Source organism: Halomonas sp. G11, from assembly GCF_001663515.1.
In the GTDB taxonomy this organism is placed as follows: domain Bacteria; phylum Pseudomonadota; class Gammaproteobacteria; order Pseudomonadales; family Halomonadaceae; genus Vreelandella.
In genome coordinates, this window is record NZ_LYXG01000008.1 from 79,745 (window position 1) to 97,999 (window position 18,255).

The following is an 18,255-nucleotide window of genomic DNA, read 5'->3' on the forward strand; positions in this document are numbered from 1 at the left end:
GCATGTCTACCCAACAGCAGCTCATTATTATTGGTAACGGCATGGTCGGCCACCACCTGGTCGAGCAACTGGTCGATAACGGCGCTCTTGAGCGCTACCAGGTCACCGTGTTTGGCGAAGAGCGTCACCGGGCCTATGATCGCGTCCACCTGTCGGAATATTTCAGCGGCCGCGATGCCGAGTCGCTCGCCCTGTGCGACGCCGACTACTACACCACCAGCGGCGTCACGCTGCGCACCGGCGAAGCCGTGACGCACATCGACCGCGACCAGCAGGAAGTGGTGACCGACCAGGGCCGATACCCCTACGACAAGCTGGTGCTGGCCACCGGCTCCTACCCCTTTGTGCCGCCGATTCCCGGCAACGACCGTGATGGCTGCCTGGTGTATCGCACCCTGGACGACCTTGACGACATTCGCGCGGCGGCGGAAAACGCCACCAACGGCGTGGTGGTCGGCGGCGGGCTGCTGGGCCTGGAGGCCGCCAATGCGCTGCGCGGCTTGAACCTTGATACTGCCGTGGTGGAGTTTGCCGGGCGGCTAATGCCCATGCAGGTTGACAATGAGGGCGGCGAATTACTGCGCGAAAAAATCGAAGCGCTGGGCGTGCAGGTACTCACCGAGCGCGCCACCCAGCGCATCGAGGATGGCGACGCGAGCCGTCACCGCATGGTGTTCCAGGACGACAAGGTGCTGGAAACCGACCTGATCGTGTTTTCGGCGGGCATTCGCCCCCGCGACCAGCTGGCCCGGGATTGCGACCTGGAGATCGGCGAGCGCGGCGGCGTGGTGGTCGACGACCAATGCCGCACCAGCGACCCCGCCATCCTGGCGATCGGTGAAGTCGCCCTATGGAACCAGAGCATTTTCGGCCTGGTTGCCCCGGGCTATCAGATGGCCAAGGCGGCGCTCGCCACTCTGACCGACGGCGATACCCGCTTTAGCGGCGCCGACATGAGCACCAAGCTCAAACTGCTCGGCGTGGATGTGGGGTCGATTGGCGACGCCCACGGCAACCAGAACCCGGGGGCGCGGATGTTCCGCTACCTCGACCCGCTCACCCAGGTGTACCGCAAGATGGTCGTCTCCAGCGACGGCAAGAAGCTGCTGGGCGCCATGCTGGTGGGCGATAACAGTGCCTACGATACTCTGCTGCAGTACTATTCAAACGGCATCGAGCTGCCTGAAGAACCCGCCTCGCTAATTCTGCCGCAAAGCAGTGGTGCCGCCCCCGCATTGGGCCCTGGTGCGCTGCCGGAAACCGCCACCATCTGCTCCTGTCATAACGTTTCCAAGGGCGACATTTGCGCCACCATTGACGGCGGCACGGCCGATTTAGCGGGCGTGAAGGGCGAAACCAAGGCCAGCACCGGCTGTGGTGGCTGCACGGCACTGCTCAAAAGTGTCGTGGATCACGAGCTCGAAGCCCGCGGCGTGGAGGTCGACAAATCGATCTGCGAGCACTTCGCCCATACCCGCCAGGGGCTTTACGACATTGTGCGCGTGGAAGGCATCAAGACCTTCAGCGAGCTGATCGACAAGCACGGCAACCCTGAGACCCACCGTCTGGGCTGCGATATCTGCAAACCCGCCGTGGCCTCGATTCTCGCCTCCTGCTTCAACGAGCCGATCACCGACGCCGCCCATGTGCCACTGCAGGACACCAACGACACCTTCATGGCCAATATGCAGAAAAACGGCACCTACTCGGTGGTGCCGCGGGTTGCCGGTGGCGAAATCACCCCGGATAAACTGATCGTGCTTGGCGAAGTCGCCAAGAAGTATGGCCTCTACTCCAAAGTTACCGGCGGGCAGCGTATTGACCTGTTCGGTGCGCGCCTGGAAGACCTGCCGGATATCTGGGGCGAGCTGATCGAAGCCGGTTTTGAGACCGGCCACGCCTATGGCAAGTCGCTACGTACAGTGAAGTCCTGCGTCGGCAGCACCTGGTGCCGTTACGGCGTGCAGGACAGCGTCGGCATGGCCATCCAACTGGAAAACCGCTACAAGGGTCTGCGCTCGCCCCACAAGATCAAGTTTGGCGTGTCCGGCTGCACCCGCGAGTGCGCCGAGGCCCAAAGCAAGGACATCGGCATCATTGCCACCGAAAACGGCTGGAACCTGTATGTGTGCGGCAACGGCGGCATGCGCCCGCGCCACGCCGAACTGTTCGCCACCGACCTGGACGACGAGCAGCTGTACCGCACCATCGACCGCTTTCTGATGTTCTATGTGCGCACCGCCGATCGCCTGCAGCGCACCTCGGTATGGCGGGAAAACCTCGAAGGCGGCCTGGATTACCTCAAAGAGGTGGTGCTTGAAGACAGCCTGGGCATTGGCGATGAACTCGAACGTCAGATGCAAACCGTCATCGACAACTACCAGTGCGAATGGGCCGACGCGATCAGCGATCCGGAAAAGCTCAAGCGCTTCAGAAGCTTCGTCAACGACGAGCGCCCGGACCCATCGATCATCATGACCAGCGAGCGCGGCCAGCTACGGCCTGCTTAAGCGACGCTTTTCACTGAATAAACAATGATCAAACGACGAGGCATCCCATGACCGCAACGGCAATGAAAAAAGAGATGGATACCGTGAGTGTTGAAAACAGCAAGACCTGGCAAAAAGTCTGCAGCAAGGCCGACCTGGTGGAATTTTCCGGGGTGGCCGCCTGGCTGGACAATGTGGAGCCCCCGGCCCAGGTGGCCATCTTCTATTTACCCGGCCATGGCAACGAGCTTTACGCCCTCGACCACCACGACCCGTTCTCCAACGCCAACGTCATCGCCCGGGGTATTGTCGGCGATCTAAAAGGCGCCCCGGTGGTTGCCTCACCCATCTACAAACAGCACTTCCGCCTGGAAGATGGCCAGTGTTTGGAAGATGAAGACGTCAAACTGCGGACCTGGAAGGTCGAATTTAAAGGCGATGAGGTATGGATTGAGGGGTAGCGCCACCCCTCGTTAACATGCGCTGCTGTTATACTGTCGCTTTTATCAAGCTCACAGGGCAGTGGCGCCATGAAAACCGAGTCTCATACCTTAGCCTTTTCCGCCTTCATGGCGTTGCTGATCGGCTGTGCGGGGATTGCCGCCACGCTGGCCTCCAATTCCCAGGCGATTCTGCTGGATGGACTCTTCAACCTGATCTATTTCGGTGTTGCGCTGGTCACCATCAAGGTAAGTCGCCTGGCGAGCCGTCCGGATAGCGAGTCGTACCCGTTCGGCTACAGCTACTTCGAATCGCTGGTGAACCTGTGCAAGGGACTGCTGATTTTCGGTGTGTCGATATTCGCCCTGGTGGATGCCATTGCGGCATTGCTGACGGGCGGACGCGCCATTGCGGCTGGTATCGCCATCGCCTACGCCCTGTTCGCCACCGCCGCGTGCTCGCTGACGGCCTGGGTCATGCACCGCAGTCTACGCTCGGTCAGCAGCCCGCTGGTGGAAGCCGACAAGGCGAACTGGGTCGTCAACAGCGTGATTTCAGCGGCGGTTCTGGCTGCCTTTTGCCTGGTGCTTGTTTTTGAAAAACTACAGTGGCAAAGCGTGCTCACCTATATCGACCCGCTGCTGGTCATTGCCGTTGTCGTCTTGTGCCTGGGTGTACCCGTCCGCATGGCCTCACAGGCATTGAGGGAGTTGCTCAACAAAACGCCAGAAGATGCCCTTGCGGAGCCGGTCCATCAGGCCGTGGGGCGTGCACTGGCAGACATCGACACCCAGGAAGTACGCGTTCGCATGGTGCGCCCCGGCCGCCTGCTGTATGTCATCGTGCATGTGGTATTGCCCGCCACCCCTGATGTTTCCATTGCCGACCAGGACAAGCTGCGGGCGAAAGTCGATGAAGAAGTCAGGCGTTACTACTCACCCGTGGTCTGCGATGTGGTATTCACCGCCGACACCCGCTGGGCGGCGCCCTCCTGTGGGCTGTTGGTCGAGAAGCACAGCACTGAAAAGGGCGGCGCATAAGCCGCCCTATCTGGTTAATTAGTGCCCTTGTGCTCGACTATGTGTTTTCTTTCACCGGCCATACATCGTCATCGACCAGCTCAGGGCGTTTGAGAACTGCTGGGTCAAAGCGTGGTTCCTTGATGCCATCGCGGCGCTGGCGCTCATAGTCCTTGAGCACTGATACGGCGATTGGCCCCATAATCAGGATGGCGAAGAGGTTGGTGGTGGCCATCAGCCCCATTGCCAGGTCGGCAAAGTCCCATACCACGCTAAGTTCAGCCACCGACCCGATGAGCACCATGGCGATGATAATGACTTTAAAGACATTGACCGCTTTTTTCGCATGGCGGCGAAATAGATACTCGATATTCACTGACGAAAACGAGAAGTTGGCCAGAATCGAGGTAAAGGCAAAGAAGAAGATTGCCAGAGCGATAAAGATTTCCCCAAAGCCGCCCAGGTGATCGACCATGGCATCCTGGGTCAGCTGAATGCCTTCGATGCTATCCCCCGCTGACTCAGACAGCAGCCGCTCATATACGCCGGAAAGCAATATCACGACCGCCGTACAGCTACAGATCACGATGGTATCGACAAACACCCCGAATGACTGAACCAGTCCCTGAGCGGCGGGGTGTTTAACCGTCGCCTGGGCGGCGGCGTTGGGTGTCGACCCCATACCGGCCTCGTTGGAAAACAGCCCGCGCTTGATGCCGTTTTCCATCGCTGCCTTGATGGCATAGCCCGCGGCACCACCCACGGCTGGCCCCAACCCGAAGGCGCTCATCACAATCAGCGAAAGCATATCCGGTACAGCGGAGATGTTGGCGATCAGAATCCACAGCGCCACCAGCAGATAGGCAATGGCCATCACCGGCACGATCTTTTCGGCGGTACGCGCCACCGACTTGAGCCCACCATAAATCACCAGGCCCGCCAGGATGGCAATCACCACGCCGGATAGCCAATTGGGAATACCAAAGGCACCGTTCATCCCTTGGGCAATGGTGTTGGATTGCGCAGCGTTAAAGGCCAGGCCATAAGCAATAATCAGAAATACCGCGAACAGCGAGCCCAGCCAGCGCCACCCCAGGCAACGTTCAATGTAGTAGGCAGGTCCGCCACGAAACACACCGTCTTCATTGCGATGCTTGTAGACCTGGGCCAGCGTGGATTCGATGAAAGCGGTCGCGAAGCCCACCAGCGCCGTCACCCACATCCAGAAAATCGCCCCGGGGCCGCCGATCCAAAGCGCCAGCGCCACCCCCGCCAGGTTACCCGTGCCGACACGGGCAGCCATCGATGTCGCAAACGCCTGGAAGCCGCTAACACCTTCGCCAGCACCTCGGGCCGTTACCGTGACCCGGGCCATGTGACCGAACAGGCGAAACTGCATGCCACGGGTGATAATCGTGAACCACACACCCGCGCCCAGCAGCAGATACACCAGGATATAGCTCCAGATAAAGTCACTGACCGGCATCATGACGGCATAAAGGCCATCACGCAGCGGGCCTAATATCGATTCGAGGATTTCCATGGCCATGCTCTCCAGATTGCTGAATAACAGCGGGAAGTGCCTTACCCCGCAAAGGGCGGTAGTCTAAATTCGCGCTCTTATTCGAGTCTAGCCAGTTTTTATCCTTGTCGCATCGTGGTCATTGCCGAGCCTTACAGGCCCACCACCCAATCTGGCTTGAACAGTGGCGGGCTGAACTCGTCAGGATAGCCACCGGGGTTGGCGACGACTCTTGTCCCCTTGCGCCACATATCGACTGGTTCATGGACATGGCCGTGTACCCATAGATGCATTTTGCCCATTAGCTGTGGAAGGTGAGACGCAAACGCGGGGGAAAGCACATCGCCTGTGTACTGGGCAGGGATGCATTCACGCATTGGGGCATGGTGGCTAACCACGACCTTGGGCCCGTCAAACTGATCGTCGAGTGCTGCTGTCAGCCAGCTCAAGGCCTCTTGGTGCAGCGCTTTGCTTGCCTCGGGGGTCATGATGGTACCGGGTGCTGATTCGACAATACGGAAATCAGGCATATAGCGCTTCGCTTTTGCGACCGTGTCTTCTGGATTGCGCGTCGGGTTGTCGGCGTACAGGGCGAAGTCTGTCCATAGCGTCGTGCCGTAAAAGCGCACGCCATTGAGGGTGACGGCACGATTGTCCAGAAGCTCAATATCCAGCCGTTCGGCTTCGAGCGCCAGCTCTTCACGCAACAACGGCAGGCAAGTGCCGTAAAACTCATGGTTGCCGGGTACATAGATAATCGGCGTGTCAGGAAAGTGCTACCGGGCCCAGGCCAAGCCTTCGCATTGGCGGTGAATGTCACCGGCCAGCACCACGACATCGGCATCCACATCAGGCAGTTCTCGGTTACCGTCAAAAAACTCCAGATGCAGGTCCGATAAAATTCGCAGCCGCATGCACTTACTCCTTTGTTAAATCAAGGCAAACCCAACACCGCCGTAACTCTCAGGACATTGTCAATACGAACGTTTGAAAATACTTTGCTGCGGTGCAGCAAAGTCGCTATACTGCTCCTGTAGTCCGACTAGGAGGGCCACACATGTCTATATCCAATGTATTCTCGACGCGGGACAGTGAAGTACTCAATTTCTGGACACAGCGCGCGTACTGGCAACGCGCGGCTAGCGATGCCCTCGCGGATTATTGCGAGTCATTGACGTATTCCTTACCCCGTTAGACCAAAAGAGAATAATCGAAGCCGAGCCTGTGCTCGGCTTTTTTCATTTTGTGAAAAGCTTTTTCACTCAGTGGCATAGGCGGTTGACGTCAGGATTGTAAGAATATGCTTACAAATGTAAGCCAAAGACTACGTATTAAGCACTGGATTGCGGGTTAAAAAGCTCTTAATATCGTTTCTCCGCTAACCATGTTGCGAAGCAGCAAGCGGTTATCTCTATAACAACACGTTTCTACCTCGCCACTCAGGAGTCAACGCCATGACGTTTTCACTTAACGGGTCCAACGTTGATGTTCTCGACGTATGGGCCTCGCGCGCCGAGAAACAGCGCGCTGCGTTTGATGCCATCGCTGCATATCTACGCTAGTGACCAACGCCTCTTGATGAGGCGTTTTTTACAGCCCCAAAAGATCTGAGCTGTCGGTATCGGTCAATTGGGCCAGAAATGCTTCCTGCAGGATATACATTCGCTTCACGTCACGGTAACGGCCATTGATGAAAAACTCCTGCACCAGATGGCCCTCCTCCACAAAGCCGCTCTGCTGATACAGGTGGATCGCTTTGATGTTCTCCACCGCCACGATCAGAAATATCTTGTGCAAATTCAAGATGGTAAAGGAATAATGCAGCGCCTGGTGAATCAAGGTGCGAGCGAAGCCTTTGCCTTGATAGTCCGGCGCAATAATGATCTGAAACTCGCCGCTACGATGGATATAATCGATCTCAATTAGCTCCACCAAACCAATGGCGTTGCCGCTACTGTCCTCAGCAACGAAACGCCGCTCGGCATTGTCATGGATATGCTTGTTGTACAGTTCCTCCAGTTCGTCAAAAGATTCATAAGGCTCTTCAAACCAGTACGACATGATGCTCTGGTTGTTATTGAGCTGATGAACAAAACGTAGGTCGTTGCGCTCCAGGGCGCGGAGTTTAAGGTCGGGTGCTGCCATGATTAACGTCTTCTCTGGGTCTTTACGCTAGCGTAGCGCTTTTCGCGCTTGTACGGCATGCAGTATGCTCAAGAAAATGTTGTCTTCATTAATCCCGCCGCTCAGGAGATGCTCATGATTGATTTACGCAGTGACACGGTGACCCGCCCCACGCCCGCTATGCGTGACGCAATGATGACCGCGCCAGTCGGCGATGATGTGTGGGGCGATGACCCGACCGTGAATGCCTTTCAGGAAAATCTGGCCGAGCAAACTGGCAAAGAGGCGGCACTACTGTTCCCAAGCGGCACGCAAAGCAACCTGGTAGCCTTGATGGCCCACTGCGAGCGCGGCGACGAATACATTGTGGGGCAATCGGCCCACACCTACCGCTATGAAGGCGGCGGTGCAGCGGTTTTGGGCAGCATTCAGCCCCAGCCCATTGAGAACGCAGCCGACGGTTCGCTGCCGCTGGAGAAAATAAGCGCCGCTATTAAAGCCGACGATTTTCACTTTGCGCGCACAAAGTTACTGGCGCTGGAGAACACCATTGGCGGCAAAGTGCTGCCCGCAGACTACGTATTGAAAGCCACCGAACTGGCTCGGGAGCGCGGACTGGCAACGCACCTGGACGGCGCCCGGCTCTTCAATGCCGCTGTCGCGACCAACACCTCACTCAAGCAGCTGTGCCTGCCGTTTGATAGCGTGTCGCTATGCTTTTCAAAAGGCATGGGCACCCCTATTGGCTCGGCCTTGGTGGGCTCGCAAGCCCTGATCGACCGCGCCCGTCGCTGGCGGAAAGTCGTTGGTGGCGGCATGCGCCAGTCGGGCATTATCGCTGCTGCCTGCCAGTATGCGTTGGATCATCATGTGACTGACCTGGCCGACGACCACCGCCGTGCAGCGCGCCTGGCAGAAGGTTTGGCGAGGTTGCCGGGCGTCGAGATTACCTCCCAGGCAACTAACATGGTATTCGCGCAATTTCCCGACGAACACGTTCAGCCGCTCTCCGCCTGGCTCAAAGAGCACGGCATTTTGATTGAACTACTCTACGCCACGCGGTTCGTTGCGCATCGCGATATCAGCGATGAAGATATCGACAAGGTTATCGCGGTGATGGAGGCGTATTTTAGTCGCCACTGATGACTAGCTGGCATTAAGTGCGAGATGCACGGCAATCCCGGCCATCATCAAACCAATCAGGCCATCGATAGTGCGCCACGCGATGGGCTTTGAAAGCCAAGGCGAAAGCGCGGCACCACCCCAGGCCAGCAGGCTAAACCAGAGTATGGAGGCGGTGGAGGCCCCCGCCACAAACACACCGGCGCTCTCCTGCTGGGCACCAATGGCGGGTATCAGCAGCAACGTGTCCAGGTAGACCTGAGGATTGAGCACGGTCACGGCAAGGGTCGCGAAAATCACTTTGGTTAAACTGCGCGCCTTGCCCGCTTCCGCGTTCAGCCCCTGCCGCCCGCTAACGGCTCTAAACAACGCCTGCGCCGCCAGCCAGCTTAAAAACACCACACCCACCCAGCGCATGACCTCCATAGCGCTGGGCATCGTCAGCAGGAAGGCGCTTACGCCAAACATGCCCGCCGTGAGCAGAATAATATCCGCGCTTATGCAAAGCCCCGCCGACCACCAGTGGTACTCGCGGCGAATCGCCAGCCCCAGAATATAGGCGTTCTGCGCCCCAATCGCCATGATAATCCCACCGCATACCACCAGCCCGGTGATATAGCTTTCCATCATTGCCCTGCCTCCATTGCCGGAATTAGCGTCGTGTTGATAAATCCTGGCACTAAGGTAACGGGCAGCACTGATAACTAAAAATCATCCTGCTAATGGGGTATTAGTTTTTCTTATTTAATAACCATTTACCAATGCCGGGAAAACGCAATGCGGGTCAGTGCCCCGATGAAGCAGCGGGCTCAGGCTCAGCAGGCGCTGCCAGAGCCTCAACAAGGGACTCGGCGAAGCGGAGGGCGGAGGGGTGAACGCCGGCTATCCAAAAAGTAGATGGCAAAACGACATAATCATCCCGCTGAACGCTGGGCAAATAGCGCCACATACCACTAGTATCGATACGGTTTTCTATACCTACCGGGAATGCACTCTCGAGAACAACCAGCCTTGCTTCTTCCACATTAAAAAGCTCCCTGATGCTTACCAGTGAATAGCCCCACTGATTGGTTTTTTCTGTCCATGCGTTACTTAAACCCAACTGTTTAAGTACGCCCTGAAACATACTGTTGTCACCATATACGCGGACATAATGTTCGTTGACTAGCTGAACGATGAGCAAAGGTGGCTGAGGTGTTATCTCGTTTTTCAATGCATCGAGATGAGATCGGGTGTTCGATATCAGCTTTTCCGCTTCTTCCCTTTGATTGATGGCTTTGCCAATCTCAAGGGTAAATGCATCGAGACTTGCCCACAGGCTTTGGTGTCTATTGCTGACATAGGGATAGGATTGGATAATAGTAGTAGGTGCAATATCCTGTAACCTTTGGCCTAAGCGTGTCTGGCTAGGAGAAAGAAGTATTCGCTCTGGTGAAATATTACTGAGCAGTTCCATATTTGGAAAAGTCTGTATTCCAATATCGGTGATGTCGGTATCTTTATATTCAGCGCCAGTCCATGTGTGGAAAGCATCAATATTACCTAGTGATGCAGAGTCAGGTTCAAGTGAGAGAAGTGTTTCTGCAATAGTCCAATCAAAAACGGAAATGGAAGAGGGCGCTTTAGCTGCCATTGATGAGTTGGCTATTAATGAAAAACATGCCATAAAAGCAGTAAATCGCCATTTTCTAGAAATGAAATTTAAAGATTTCACAGTAATGCCTTTGAGGAGGTGGCTTAGTTTATTTTGAATAAAATTTTCATTTTTTATATTAACTGTGTGAATTTTTAGTTTTTAATGACGGAATATGATTCAGCCCTGGTGGCGCAGGGCTGAAAAAATGAATGTTAAAGTTTAATTTTCAGAAGTCATATTCCATCGTCATCATGAAATTGCGTGGAGCACCATAATAGTTATGCTTGGTTTCTCCTCGAACTGTGGAGTAATATTCTTTATCGGTTAGGTTGTTGCCATTAAAAGAGATGTCCAAATTTTTATTGAGCCGATAGCCGACCATGGCTGAAACAGTGGTATAGCCGCCTTGCTCTATACGAGCATCACCGCTTTCAGCGTAAACACTGCTGACTGTATTTATGCCAGCACCAAGGCGCCACCCCTGGTTTGGATTCTCGCTAAAGCGATAACGTGACCATAGGTTGAAACTATGCTCGGGTGTGTCAGGCGAGAGTGTGAGTCCTTCTGAACCAGCGTCTCTTACGAACTCAGTCTGCGTATAAGCATAACCAGCGGTGAGATCCCACCGAGGCAGCAGTTGGCCGCTAACTTCTAATTCGAAGCCTTCACTCTTTGCTTCGCCGATAGGAATCGAGAAGCCAGGATTATTAGGATCGCTATAAGCGCGATTGGTGTCTTCGATACGGAAAACAGCAGCATGCCAGTTCAAGTCACCCTCAGCGTGTGAGCCCTTAATACCGGCCTCGTATTGCTCACCCTCTCTTGGCTTGATGGGGTTGCCATCATTTCCTATAGCCGTTTGTGGCGCAAAAATACCAGTGTAGCTTGTGTATAAATTGAGCTCTTCGTTGAGGCGATAGATTAAACCGGTATAGGGGATGAATTCGGTACCATCATCACCGGACATTTCACCACCAAGAAAATTACTGGTTTCCCACCAATTGATACGGCCACCAAGCGCAAGTGTAAAATCATCTAACATATTGAATCGAAACTGACCGTAGGAAGCATATTGTTCGATATTAAGTTCAGTTCTACCTGGGGTGCCGTCAAAATCTGGTTCTGTGCGGTTATTGTTTGGGTCGAACAGATTCTGGGGAAGATATTGAGGAGCACCGTAGACCCATTCATTACTTAACTCGCTGTTTTGATAGCTGGCACCAAATACAGTTTCATGACTCGCTCCAGCCAATTGAAAAGGAGAGCTAACCTGTGTCTCTATATAATCATCCTGCTTCTCCAGATCCCATGCGATCTGACGAATACCAAAATCGCCTGTGTTTTGATCAGCGACTAGAACCCCTTCACTGCTTTTTCTCAGGCTTGCATCGCGATCCAAGCGATTAGCCTTAAAGGTTATTTCGCCACCGTTAGCTAGGCGATGCTCAAGTTCTACAAAATAGCGTTGCGCGTCTCCTGTTTGCTTATCCCAATCGGATCCGAGGTAGGTCGAGCGGTCTACATTCGGTAGGGTGCCATCACTGTATGCCGGTAACCCAGAATGAGGACGAAACTCTTCATCTTGTGTAGTAACGCCCATTGAGAGTGTCGTTTCGGAAGATAAGTCGAACTCAAGCGTGCCGTAGCCGATTTGGTTCTCTGAGTAAACGTGATCAATAAAAGAGTCTCTATCGTCGTAGACACCAACGAAGCGCCCCCGCACTCGTCCTTCGCTATCAAGCGAGCCGGTAACATCGACAACACCCCGATAAGCATTATCCGTACCCGCAGACAGGGAAACAGAGGCCTGGCTTTCAGCCAAGGCGCGTTTGCGCACTAGGTTGATAGTGCCGCTAGGCTCGCCAGCTCCATGGAGAATGCCAGCAGGACCGCGCAGCACTTCAATACGATCAAGCAAAGCCGTATCAAATACCCCAGCGCTTTCCCAGGCGCTGCCTGCATCCTGAACTGGACTGCCATCCATGAGAAAAGAATCGATATTATAGCCACGAGACTTGATCACGTACTGATTGGGACCATACTCATTCACGGTAATGCCTGTGACATTTCGCATTGCTTCAGATAGCGAGGTAGTGCCCTTGTCATCCAAGCGCTCTCGCGTCACAACGCTAACGGACTGAGGCGTTTCCTTCACCGACTGAGGACCTAAGCCGATAGTAGCGCTTTCACTTGTATAGGAATTGCTGTTTTCGGTCATGCCGAAAGGCAGGCGCTCTCCGGTCACTTCCATCGCGGACAGCGCCACCTCATCAGACCGTTCCTCCAACCGATAACTGCCGTCGCCCTGGCGCGTGGCCTTCAGGCTGGTGCCGTTTAGCAACTGTTCTAGCCCTTCGTCTACGCCATACTGACCCTGCAGGCCGGGACTCTGGCGACCTTCCCCCAGCTCACCGGCGCCGCTGATAAAAACGCCTGACTCGGCGGCAAAGCGGTTAACTGCCGTGCTGACCGGTCCCGAGGGAATATCGTACTGACGCGTTTGCTGCTGGCTGGTCTGCGCCATGGCAGGTAGCGGCGTGGCTAGCAAACCGGCGGCGGCGAGGTGGACTGCCAGCGCGAGGGCGCGGCGGCGCCGTGGGTGCTGACGAGTGGGCTGACGAGTGGCGGTTAGCGATGGATAGAATGCAGAGCGCTGTTGCGGCATATCGGTTCCCCTTGCAGATGGTTTTTGGCTGCTTATATAGGAGAATCGAACCAGCGCGAAAAAGGGGAACCCAAAAAACCAATTTTTCTCTTTTTATTCTTGGCTGGGGCTTGCTTCGCCTGCCTCGATTTTGATCCACCAGGGCATTACCCGGCGCACCTTTACCGGCAACGTGGTCTCGACCATGTTCAGGGTGCTCTCCAGGTCATCGAGCGGGAAAGCGCCGAGCAGGGTGAGATCTGCCACCGCCGGGTCGACCTCAAGACGGCCACGGTGATGCTGACTCAGCTCCGCGGCAAACGTCTTCAGCGACATATTTTCTGCCAGCAAAACCCCGTTGGACCAGGCTTCCCGGCGGCCTTCAGCGGGGGTGAGTTCACCGATACGGCCAGCGGCGTAGCGGGCCTGCTGCCCGGCATTGACCACCTGCCGCTGACTCGCATGCTGAGCATCGCCAAGGGTCTGGATGGCCACGGCACCCTCAAACACTGCCAGCAGTTCGTCGGTTTGGTGTTGGCGCACGCTGAAGCGGGTGCCCAAGGGCGTTAGCCGGGCACTGCGGGTATCGACATAAAGTGGTCGTTCGGGGTCTTTGCCGGTCGTAATCAGCACTTCGCCCGCCACCAGCTGCAGTCGGCGCCGCTGGCGGTCGTAGTCCACGTCCAACGCCGAGGCGCTGCTCAGCCACACTTGAGTGCCGTCGTCCAGTTTGATGCGGGTGATGTCGCCGGTAGCAGTGCGATAGTCGGCGCCCCAGTACGCGACCCATTGGGGCAATGGCGTCAACTGCCAGGAGAGGCCTACCAGGACAGCCACTACTGCAAAGCTAGAGAGCCCACTCAGCAGGTGCCGCCGCCCTCGCCGTCGATGCCGCGCCGAGCTGATGACCCGGTCGGCTGTGTCACGCTCCGCCTCATCCAGGTTGGCGGTAAAACGACGGCTGACGACTTCCACTTGCTCCCAGGCCCAGCGGTGGGTATCGCTGTCACCTAACCACGCTTGCCAGCGTTCAAACTGATCTGAAGAGAGCTCCCCCGCTTGCCACTCGGCAAACCATTCGGCGGCCTCCGCCAACGCGCGGCGCTTGGCGGCGTCATCAGGGCGAGCGGCAGAAACCATGTTAGAGGCTGGCCTCGAAACCGGTTTCGATCAGTGCGCATTGCAGCATGGCTTGAGCCATGTACTTCTTAACCATACGTTCGGAAACGCCCAGCTCTTCAGCAATCTGGCGATAGGGTTTGCCGTGCAGTTGGGAGGCCAAAAAGGCGCTAGCGACTTTTTCGGGCAGCCGCGCCAGCATGCGGTCGATTTCACACAGCGTTTCGATGACAATTTGCTGGTGTTCGGCAGAGGGTAAATGCGCCTCGGCACTGGCCGCCAGAGATTGCTGCCAGGCACGCTCGATATCCTGGCGGCGCCAATGATCCACGCATAGCCCTTTAGCCATACGGCTGAGATAGGCTCTGGCACCGTCGAAACTATCCAGATGGCGGGGCGTTTTCAGTAACCGCACAAACGCATCCTGCGCCAGATCCGCCGCTGACTCACTGCACCCCAACCGCTGGCTGAGCAACTGCTGCAACCAAGGCTGATGGTGGTGATACAGCTGACCGAGGGAGTCTCGACAGCCGGTATGGTAAGCCGCAGGCTCGGCTGATCGGGGTGCCGCCGCCATACAAAAAGTGCCCCACTGCTTCGAAAATGATTCTTATTCTTTTTCAATTTAAAGGCAGTGTCAATGCCCCCACTCACTTCAGAGCCTATGGCAGGTAAGCGGAAGTGAAGATATCAAAGAGCATTCGTAAATACATGTCGACCGTCTTCATCGGGTAATTGGCGGCTGCTCTTCGAGTTCCGAGACAGTAATGTTTGCTTACTGAACCATGACGATTATTACTGATGGAGAACGAACCATGGCGCGGCTTAGCCGAGCGATACCGCGCACCCAGCTAGTACCAATCTTCAACCACCAGTTTCTTGATGCGTTTAAATTCCCCAGTATTGTGGGTGACTAATGTACTTTGGTTGGCGAGCGCGGTACCGGCTATTAGCGTGTCGTAGGGGCTGATTGGGGTTCCCTGCTTTTCCAGGGTCGCGCGAATTTGCGCTGAGGCTTTGGCTTCGGGTGTGGAAAATACAAGAATTTGTACAGTGTCGATCAGTTTTTCGAGCTGCATCGCTCTCTTTTTGGGAGCAGACGATTTTGCAATACCAAGCTCCAACTCGTACAACACAATCGCAGGTATGCCAATATCGCCGGGCTTTTTTGACAAGAGGGTGTCGGCGACATTGCCCATGCCTTTGAAGAAGTAGATGAGCGTATTGGTGTCGAGCACATACATCAAAGTGGTTCCCGCTGATGATCGGTGCCGGTTCCTGCCCGAAGCTCCTCCAGGGACGGAAACTCATCCCAAGCCCCCGCCAGTTCTACCACCGCCTGTGGCCATTCATTGGCAACCTCTTCTTTGATCAGATTAGTAATCCATTTGCTCTTGGAGATGTTCATCGACTTGGCCGCCGCCGCCATCTTCCGCTCGGTATCATCATCGATATAAATCGTCACCTGGCCCATGACACACCCTTTGTCAGCAAGTATATGTTGAAATATATGTCCCGGTAATAAAAGCGTCAAGGCTGGCGGTGCCAAGTGCTGGCATCTGGGGCCTTCATCCTCTAACTGGAAAACTGGATACTTCGCCATCACCAGGGCGCGGCTTAGCCGAACGACTCACATCAATGACTACTCATTCACCCGGGCCACCGCATCGCGGCTGGCGGCTTCTCGCTGCTCACCGGTGAGTTCCACCAGCTGCCCCTGGCGCATTTCCAGCAGGCGGTCGGCCTGGTCGAAGTAGTGGTCGTCGTGGCTGATGACCACCAGCGTCTTGCCCAGCGCCCTTAGCTGCGGCAGTAGCTCACGGTAGAAGACTCGCCGGAACTGGGGATCCTGGTCGGCAGCCCACTCGTCGAGCAGCAAGAGGTCGCGCTGCTCGGCCACCGCCAGCAGCATCGCCAGGCGCTTCCGCTGCCCCTGGGAGAGGTTGGCGTTGGTGACTCGATCGCCGTCAAAATCGAGCTTGCTGTGCATGCCCAGCGCTGCCAACCACTCTTCCATCAGCGCCGGGTCGGGTGACTCGCCCGCCGGGCCGATCAAGCGGTCAAACAGGTGCAGATCGGTGTAGATAGCCGAGATGTGCTGACGATAGGTTGTCCAGTCTTCCTCTTGCAGAGGCCTGCCATCGACCCGGATGCAGCCGCTTTGGGGCTGGTAGAGCCCGGTCAGAAGCCTTGCCAGGGTCGACTTGCCGCTGCCGTTACCGCCGATCAGAAATAGCACCTCGCCGCGTTGTAACGTCAGGTCAATAGGGCCAATGGCAAAACCCGGCCGCGCCTCTTCCGCGGGGTATCGATAGGTGACCTGATCCAGCGTCAGTGTTTGCCACTCATGACGATGGGTAGAATGCTCGAACGGTTCATGGTGTTCAGCCAGATCGAGGGCGCTGATTTTTTCGAACGCCACCCGGGCATTGATCAGCGGCGGAAAGGCGCCAATGGCCTGAATCAGCGGCGCGCGCAGAAATAGCAGCGTGAGCGAGAAGGTGGTCGCCACCTGGGGCGACGACCAGCCCAGGCCGTTGGCCAGGAAGAAGACCACGCCGATGGCGCCCAGCATCATGATGTTGAACCAGTTCACCGCGCTGAGATGGTAAGTATCGCCGCGAATGATATGGTGTCGATAGGTTTCGGCGTTGGGGGTGTAAACGTCGCGATATAGCCACTCGGCGCGGTCGCGATTGAGCGCCAGTTCCTTCCTCCCCTCGATCACCGACTGGTAGTCCTCATAGAGGCGGTCTTCAGCATCGCGCAGCTTGGCCATGTGCCGATAAACCTTTGCCACCAGGCGCATGCCCACCAGAATCGTCAAGATCACCCAGAGCGCCGTCACGGCCAGCATGGCAGGGGCGAGCCAGGCCAGATAAAGGGTGACACCCGCCGTCAGCACCCCACCCTGCACCAACTCCGGCAGGCGCACGAAGGCCACAGTGATATAGCGCACATCGCTGGATAAGCTGGCCAGCAACCGTGCACTGCCGATCTGCTCAATTTGCTCAATGTCGGTATCCAGGATGCGCTTGATCAACTGCCCCCGCAGCCGATAAACGAAGTGGTGACCCAGGGTGGTCAAGGCTAATTGCGAGGCCAGGGTGATCGCCAGCAACAGCGCCACCAGCGCCAGAAATTCCGGCAGGATGCGCCAGGGATCAGCAAAGGTGCCTAGCATCCGTTCATTGATATAGGCAATGACCCCGATGCCAAGACCAGCGCTGACCAGACTGAGCACCACCACCGCCACAAATGGCCAGCGGTAATCACGCCAGACAATCCTCAACAACTCCATGAATAGGGCTCCTTGGCGATTCGGGGGTTAGCGCCGACGCTTGGCCGGCTTGTTTTCAGGTTTGAGTGGGCAGCCGCCACACAGGGGCTCGCCGGGCAGCCGATACTTGATGCAGCACAGGCGCCTCACCCTGGACGGCGTCTCACCGCCCAGTTCCAGATAACGCACCGGCTGGTAGAGCGGATTGCGCCGCCCATCAGGGAGCGTCCTGGTGTCGAGATAATCCAGCAGCGGCTCACCCGCGCCAGTAAATTCCGGGTGCCGGGAGCAGGTCTTCCCCACAAACTCCACATAGTGACCAAGGTTGCTCCAGAACACCTTTTCAGACAGCCCGGAGACTACCGCCAGCGCTTCGATGAGCGGTGCACAGTGGTCATCGAATAAGCGACTGAATCGCGCCTGGGGCGCCTTGGACGCCAATGGCACGCCCCCGTGGGGCAGCCAGATACGCGCGGTCTGGCCCTTATCGCCAAGCGCCAGCCGCAACGCATCCCCACCCACCGGTAAGTCGTAACCCAATAACAGATTGGCCACCAGCGTCGGGATCGAGACACTACTGAAATGAAACTTCGACCAGATCGACGCAATGGCTTTGGGGTCAGCATTGTCATCGTGGCTGCGGCCATAGCGCGCCAGTTGCTCACTCAAGAAGCCTCGATCCAGCAACGCAGAGGCCGCCAGCGTCGGCTCATCAGGCGGACCAAACGCCGGGGCCTTCATGTTATCCAGCGGCGGCTGGCGGTAAAGCGCCAACAACGCCTCCGCAGGATCCGCCGCTGCCAAAAGCTCACTCGGTTTGGTCGCCATGTTATTCATAGCCGCCGCAGCCCCCACATAA

Annotated in this window: 18 protein-coding genes; 5 read left to right on the forward strand and 13 right to left on the reverse strand. The window is 56.4% G+C overall.

The window, feature by feature from the left end:
* The first annotated feature begins 2 nt into the window (after positions 1-2).
* The 3 genes from nirB to ADS46_RS04745 all read left to right on the forward strand — a co-directional run bounded on the left by nirB (position 3) and on the right by ADS46_RS04745 (position 3,970).
* Positions 3-2,510, forward strand: coding sequence for a nitrite reductase large subunit NirB (gene nirB, locus ADS46_RS04735; RefSeq protein ID WP_066316965.1), 2,508 nt, complete (start codon positions 3-5; stop codon positions 2,508-2,510).
* Between the two features lie 47 nt (positions 2,511-2,557).
* Positions 2,558-2,950, forward strand: coding sequence for a nitrite reductase small subunit NirD (gene nirD, locus ADS46_RS04740; RefSeq protein WP_066316968.1), 393 nt, complete (start codon positions 2,558-2,560; stop codon positions 2,948-2,950).
* Positions 2,951-3,019: 69 nt separating this feature from the next.
* Positions 3,020-3,970 carry a cation diffusion facilitator family transporter gene (locus tag ADS46_RS04745; RefSeq protein WP_066316971.1) on the forward strand — a complete coding sequence of 317 codons (951 nt, stop codon included), beginning with the start codon at positions 3,020-3,022 and terminating at the stop codon, positions 3,968-3,970.
* A 37-nt stretch (positions 3,971-4,007) separates the two neighbouring features.
* On the opposite strand, the gene ADS46_RS04750 is transcribed toward ADS46_RS04745, so the two are convergent.
* From ADS46_RS04750 to ADS46_RS18970, 3 genes are all read right to left on the reverse strand, one after another.
* A complete protein-coding gene (locus ADS46_RS04750; RefSeq protein ID WP_066316974.1) occupies positions 4,008-5,492 on the reverse strand; it encodes an alanine/glycine:cation symporter family protein in 1,485 nt (494 codons plus the stop codon).
* Between the two features lie 131 nt (positions 5,493-5,623).
* Positions 5,624-6,229 (reverse strand): metallophosphoesterase, encoded by a 606-nt coding sequence (locus ADS46_RS04755; protein WP_324611651.1) that lies wholly within the window; start codon positions 6,227-6,229, stop codon positions 5,624-5,626.
* 18 nt (positions 6,230-6,247) lie between these two features.
* Positions 6,248-6,385, reverse strand: coding sequence for a hypothetical protein (locus tag ADS46_RS18970; RefSeq protein WP_234346768.1), 138 nt, complete (start codon positions 6,383-6,385; stop codon positions 6,248-6,250).
* A 143-nt stretch (positions 6,386-6,528) separates the two neighbouring features.
* On the opposite strand from ADS46_RS18970, the gene ADS46_RS18710 reads away from it, so the two are divergent.
* On the forward strand, positions 6,529-6,666 hold the full coding sequence (locus tag ADS46_RS18710; protein WP_156524473.1) for a hypothetical protein: 138 nt from the start codon (positions 6,529-6,531) through the stop codon (positions 6,664-6,666).
* Positions 6,667-7,061: 395 nt separating this feature from the next.
* On the opposite strand, the gene speG is transcribed toward ADS46_RS18710, so the two are convergent.
* Positions 7,062-7,616 carry a spermidine N1-acetyltransferase gene (gene speG, locus ADS46_RS04760; protein WP_066316977.1) on the reverse strand — a complete coding sequence of 185 codons (555 nt, stop codon included), beginning with the start codon at positions 7,614-7,616 and terminating at the stop codon, positions 7,062-7,064.
* 114 nt (positions 7,617-7,730) lie between these two features.
* Here speG and ltaE point away from each other — a divergent pair, with 114 nt between their 5' ends.
* Positions 7,731-8,738, forward strand: coding sequence for a low-specificity L-threonine aldolase (gene ltaE / locus ADS46_RS04765; RefSeq protein WP_066316986.1), 1,008 nt, complete (start codon positions 7,731-7,733; stop codon positions 8,736-8,738).
* Positions 8,739-8,741: 3 nt separating this feature from the next.
* Here ltaE and ADS46_RS04770 read toward each other — a convergent pair whose 3' ends face one another.
* The 9 genes from ADS46_RS04770 to fhuF form a co-directional block, all read right to left on the reverse strand.
* Positions 8,742-9,347, reverse strand: a complete 606-nt coding sequence (locus ADS46_RS04770) for a LysE/ArgO family amino acid transporter (protein ID WP_066316989.1) — start codon at positions 9,345-9,347, stop codon at positions 8,742-8,744.
* Positions 9,348-9,501: 154 nt separating this feature from the next.
* Entirely contained in the window at positions 9,502-10,431 is a 930-nt protein-coding gene (locus tag ADS46_RS04775; RefSeq protein WP_156524474.1) for an ABC transporter substrate-binding protein, read from the reverse strand.
* A gap of 148 nt (positions 10,432-10,579) precedes the next feature.
* Entirely contained in the window at positions 10,580-13,018 is a 2,439-nt protein-coding gene (locus ADS46_RS04780) for a TonB-dependent siderophore receptor (RefSeq protein ID WP_082925987.1), read from the reverse strand.
* 93 nt (positions 13,019-13,111) lie between these two features.
* On the reverse strand, positions 13,112-14,137 hold the full coding sequence (locus ADS46_RS04785) for a FecR domain-containing protein (RefSeq protein ID WP_082925988.1): 1,026 nt from the start codon (positions 14,135-14,137) through the stop codon (positions 13,112-13,114).
* Between the two features lies 1 nt (position 14,138).
* On the reverse strand, positions 14,139-14,693 hold the full coding sequence (locus ADS46_RS04790) for a sigma-70 family RNA polymerase sigma factor (protein ID WP_066316993.1): 555 nt from the start codon (positions 14,691-14,693) through the stop codon (positions 14,139-14,141).
* Positions 14,694-14,967: 274 nt separating this feature from the next.
* Positions 14,968-15,360, reverse strand: a complete 393-nt coding sequence (locus ADS46_RS04795) for a type II toxin-antitoxin system VapC family toxin (RefSeq protein WP_199825193.1) — start codon at positions 15,358-15,360, stop codon at positions 14,968-14,970.
* The gene (locus ADS46_RS04800) at positions 15,360-15,590 is read right to left on the reverse strand and encodes a CopG family transcriptional regulator (RefSeq protein WP_066316999.1); all 231 of its coding nucleotides are present in this window, start codon (positions 15,588-15,590) and stop codon (positions 15,360-15,362) included. The genes ADS46_RS04795 and ADS46_RS04800 overlap by 1 nt, the downstream gene beginning before the upstream one ends.
* Before the next feature lie 168 nt (positions 15,591-15,758).
* Positions 15,759-17,417 carry a multidrug ABC transporter permease/ATP-binding protein gene (locus tag ADS46_RS04805; protein ID WP_066317006.1) on the reverse strand — a complete coding sequence of 553 codons (1,659 nt, stop codon included), beginning with the start codon at positions 17,415-17,417 and terminating at the stop codon, positions 15,759-15,761.
* Positions 17,418-17,444: 27 nt separating this feature from the next.
* A partial coding sequence (gene fhuF, locus ADS46_RS04810; RefSeq protein WP_324611650.1) for a siderophore-iron reductase FhuF occupies positions 17,445-18,255 on the reverse strand: 811 nt, incomplete at its 5' end.

What these genes read in the sequence shown, in the direction of transcription:
- nirB (WP_066316965.1), top strand. Translation starts at nt 3, where the DNA reads ATGTCTACCCAACAGCAGCTCATTATTATTGGTAACGGCATGGTCGGC.
- nirD (WP_066316968.1), top strand. Translation starts at nt 2,558, where the DNA reads ATGACCGCAACGGCAATGAAAAAAGAGATGGATACCGTGAGTGTTGAA.
- ADS46_RS04745 (WP_066316971.1), top strand. Translation starts at nt 3,020, where the DNA reads ATGAAAACCGAGTCTCATACCTTAGCCTTTTCCGCCTTCATGGCGTTG.
- ADS46_RS04750 (WP_066316974.1), bottom strand. Translation starts at nt 5,492, where the DNA reads ATGGAAATCCTCGAATCGATATTAGGCCCGCTGCGTGATGGCCTTTAT.
- ADS46_RS18970 (WP_234346768.1), bottom strand. Translation starts at nt 6,385, where the DNA reads ATGCGGCTGCGAATTTTATCGGACCTGCATCTGGAGTTTTTTGACGGT.
- ADS46_RS18710 (WP_156524473.1), top strand. Translation starts at nt 6,529, where the DNA reads ATGTCTATATCCAATGTATTCTCGACGCGGGACAGTGAAGTACTCAAT.
- speG (WP_066316977.1), bottom strand. Translation starts at nt 7,616, where the DNA reads ATGGCAGCACCCGACCTTAAACTCCGCGCCCTGGAGCGCAACGACCTA.
- ltaE (WP_066316986.1), top strand. Translation starts at nt 7,731, where the DNA reads ATGATTGATTTACGCAGTGACACGGTGACCCGCCCCACGCCCGCTATG.
- ADS46_RS04770 (WP_066316989.1), bottom strand. Translation starts at nt 9,347, where the DNA reads ATGATGGAAAGCTATATCACCGGGCTGGTGGTATGCGGTGGGATTATC.
- ADS46_RS04780 (WP_082925987.1), bottom strand. Translation starts at nt 13,018, where the DNA reads ATGCCGCAACAGCGCTCTGCATTCTATCCATCGCTAACCGCCACTCGT.
- ADS46_RS04785 (WP_082925988.1), bottom strand. Translation starts at nt 14,137, where the DNA reads ATGGTTTCTGCCGCTCGCCCTGATGACGCCGCCAAGCGCCGCGCGTTG.
- ADS46_RS04790 (WP_066316993.1), bottom strand. Translation starts at nt 14,693, where the DNA reads ATGGCGGCGGCACCCCGATCAGCCGAGCCTGCGGCTTACCATACCGGC.
- ADS46_RS04795 (WP_199825193.1), bottom strand. Translation starts at nt 15,360, where the DNA reads ATGTATGTGCTCGACACCAATACGCTCATCTACTTCTTCAAAGGCATG.
- ADS46_RS04800 (WP_066316999.1), bottom strand. Translation starts at nt 15,590, where the DNA reads ATGGGCCAGGTGACGATTTATATCGATGATGATACCGAGCGGAAGATG.
- ADS46_RS04805 (WP_066317006.1), bottom strand. Translation starts at nt 17,417, where the DNA reads ATGGAGTTGTTGAGGATTGTCTGGCGTGATTACCGCTGGCCATTTGTG.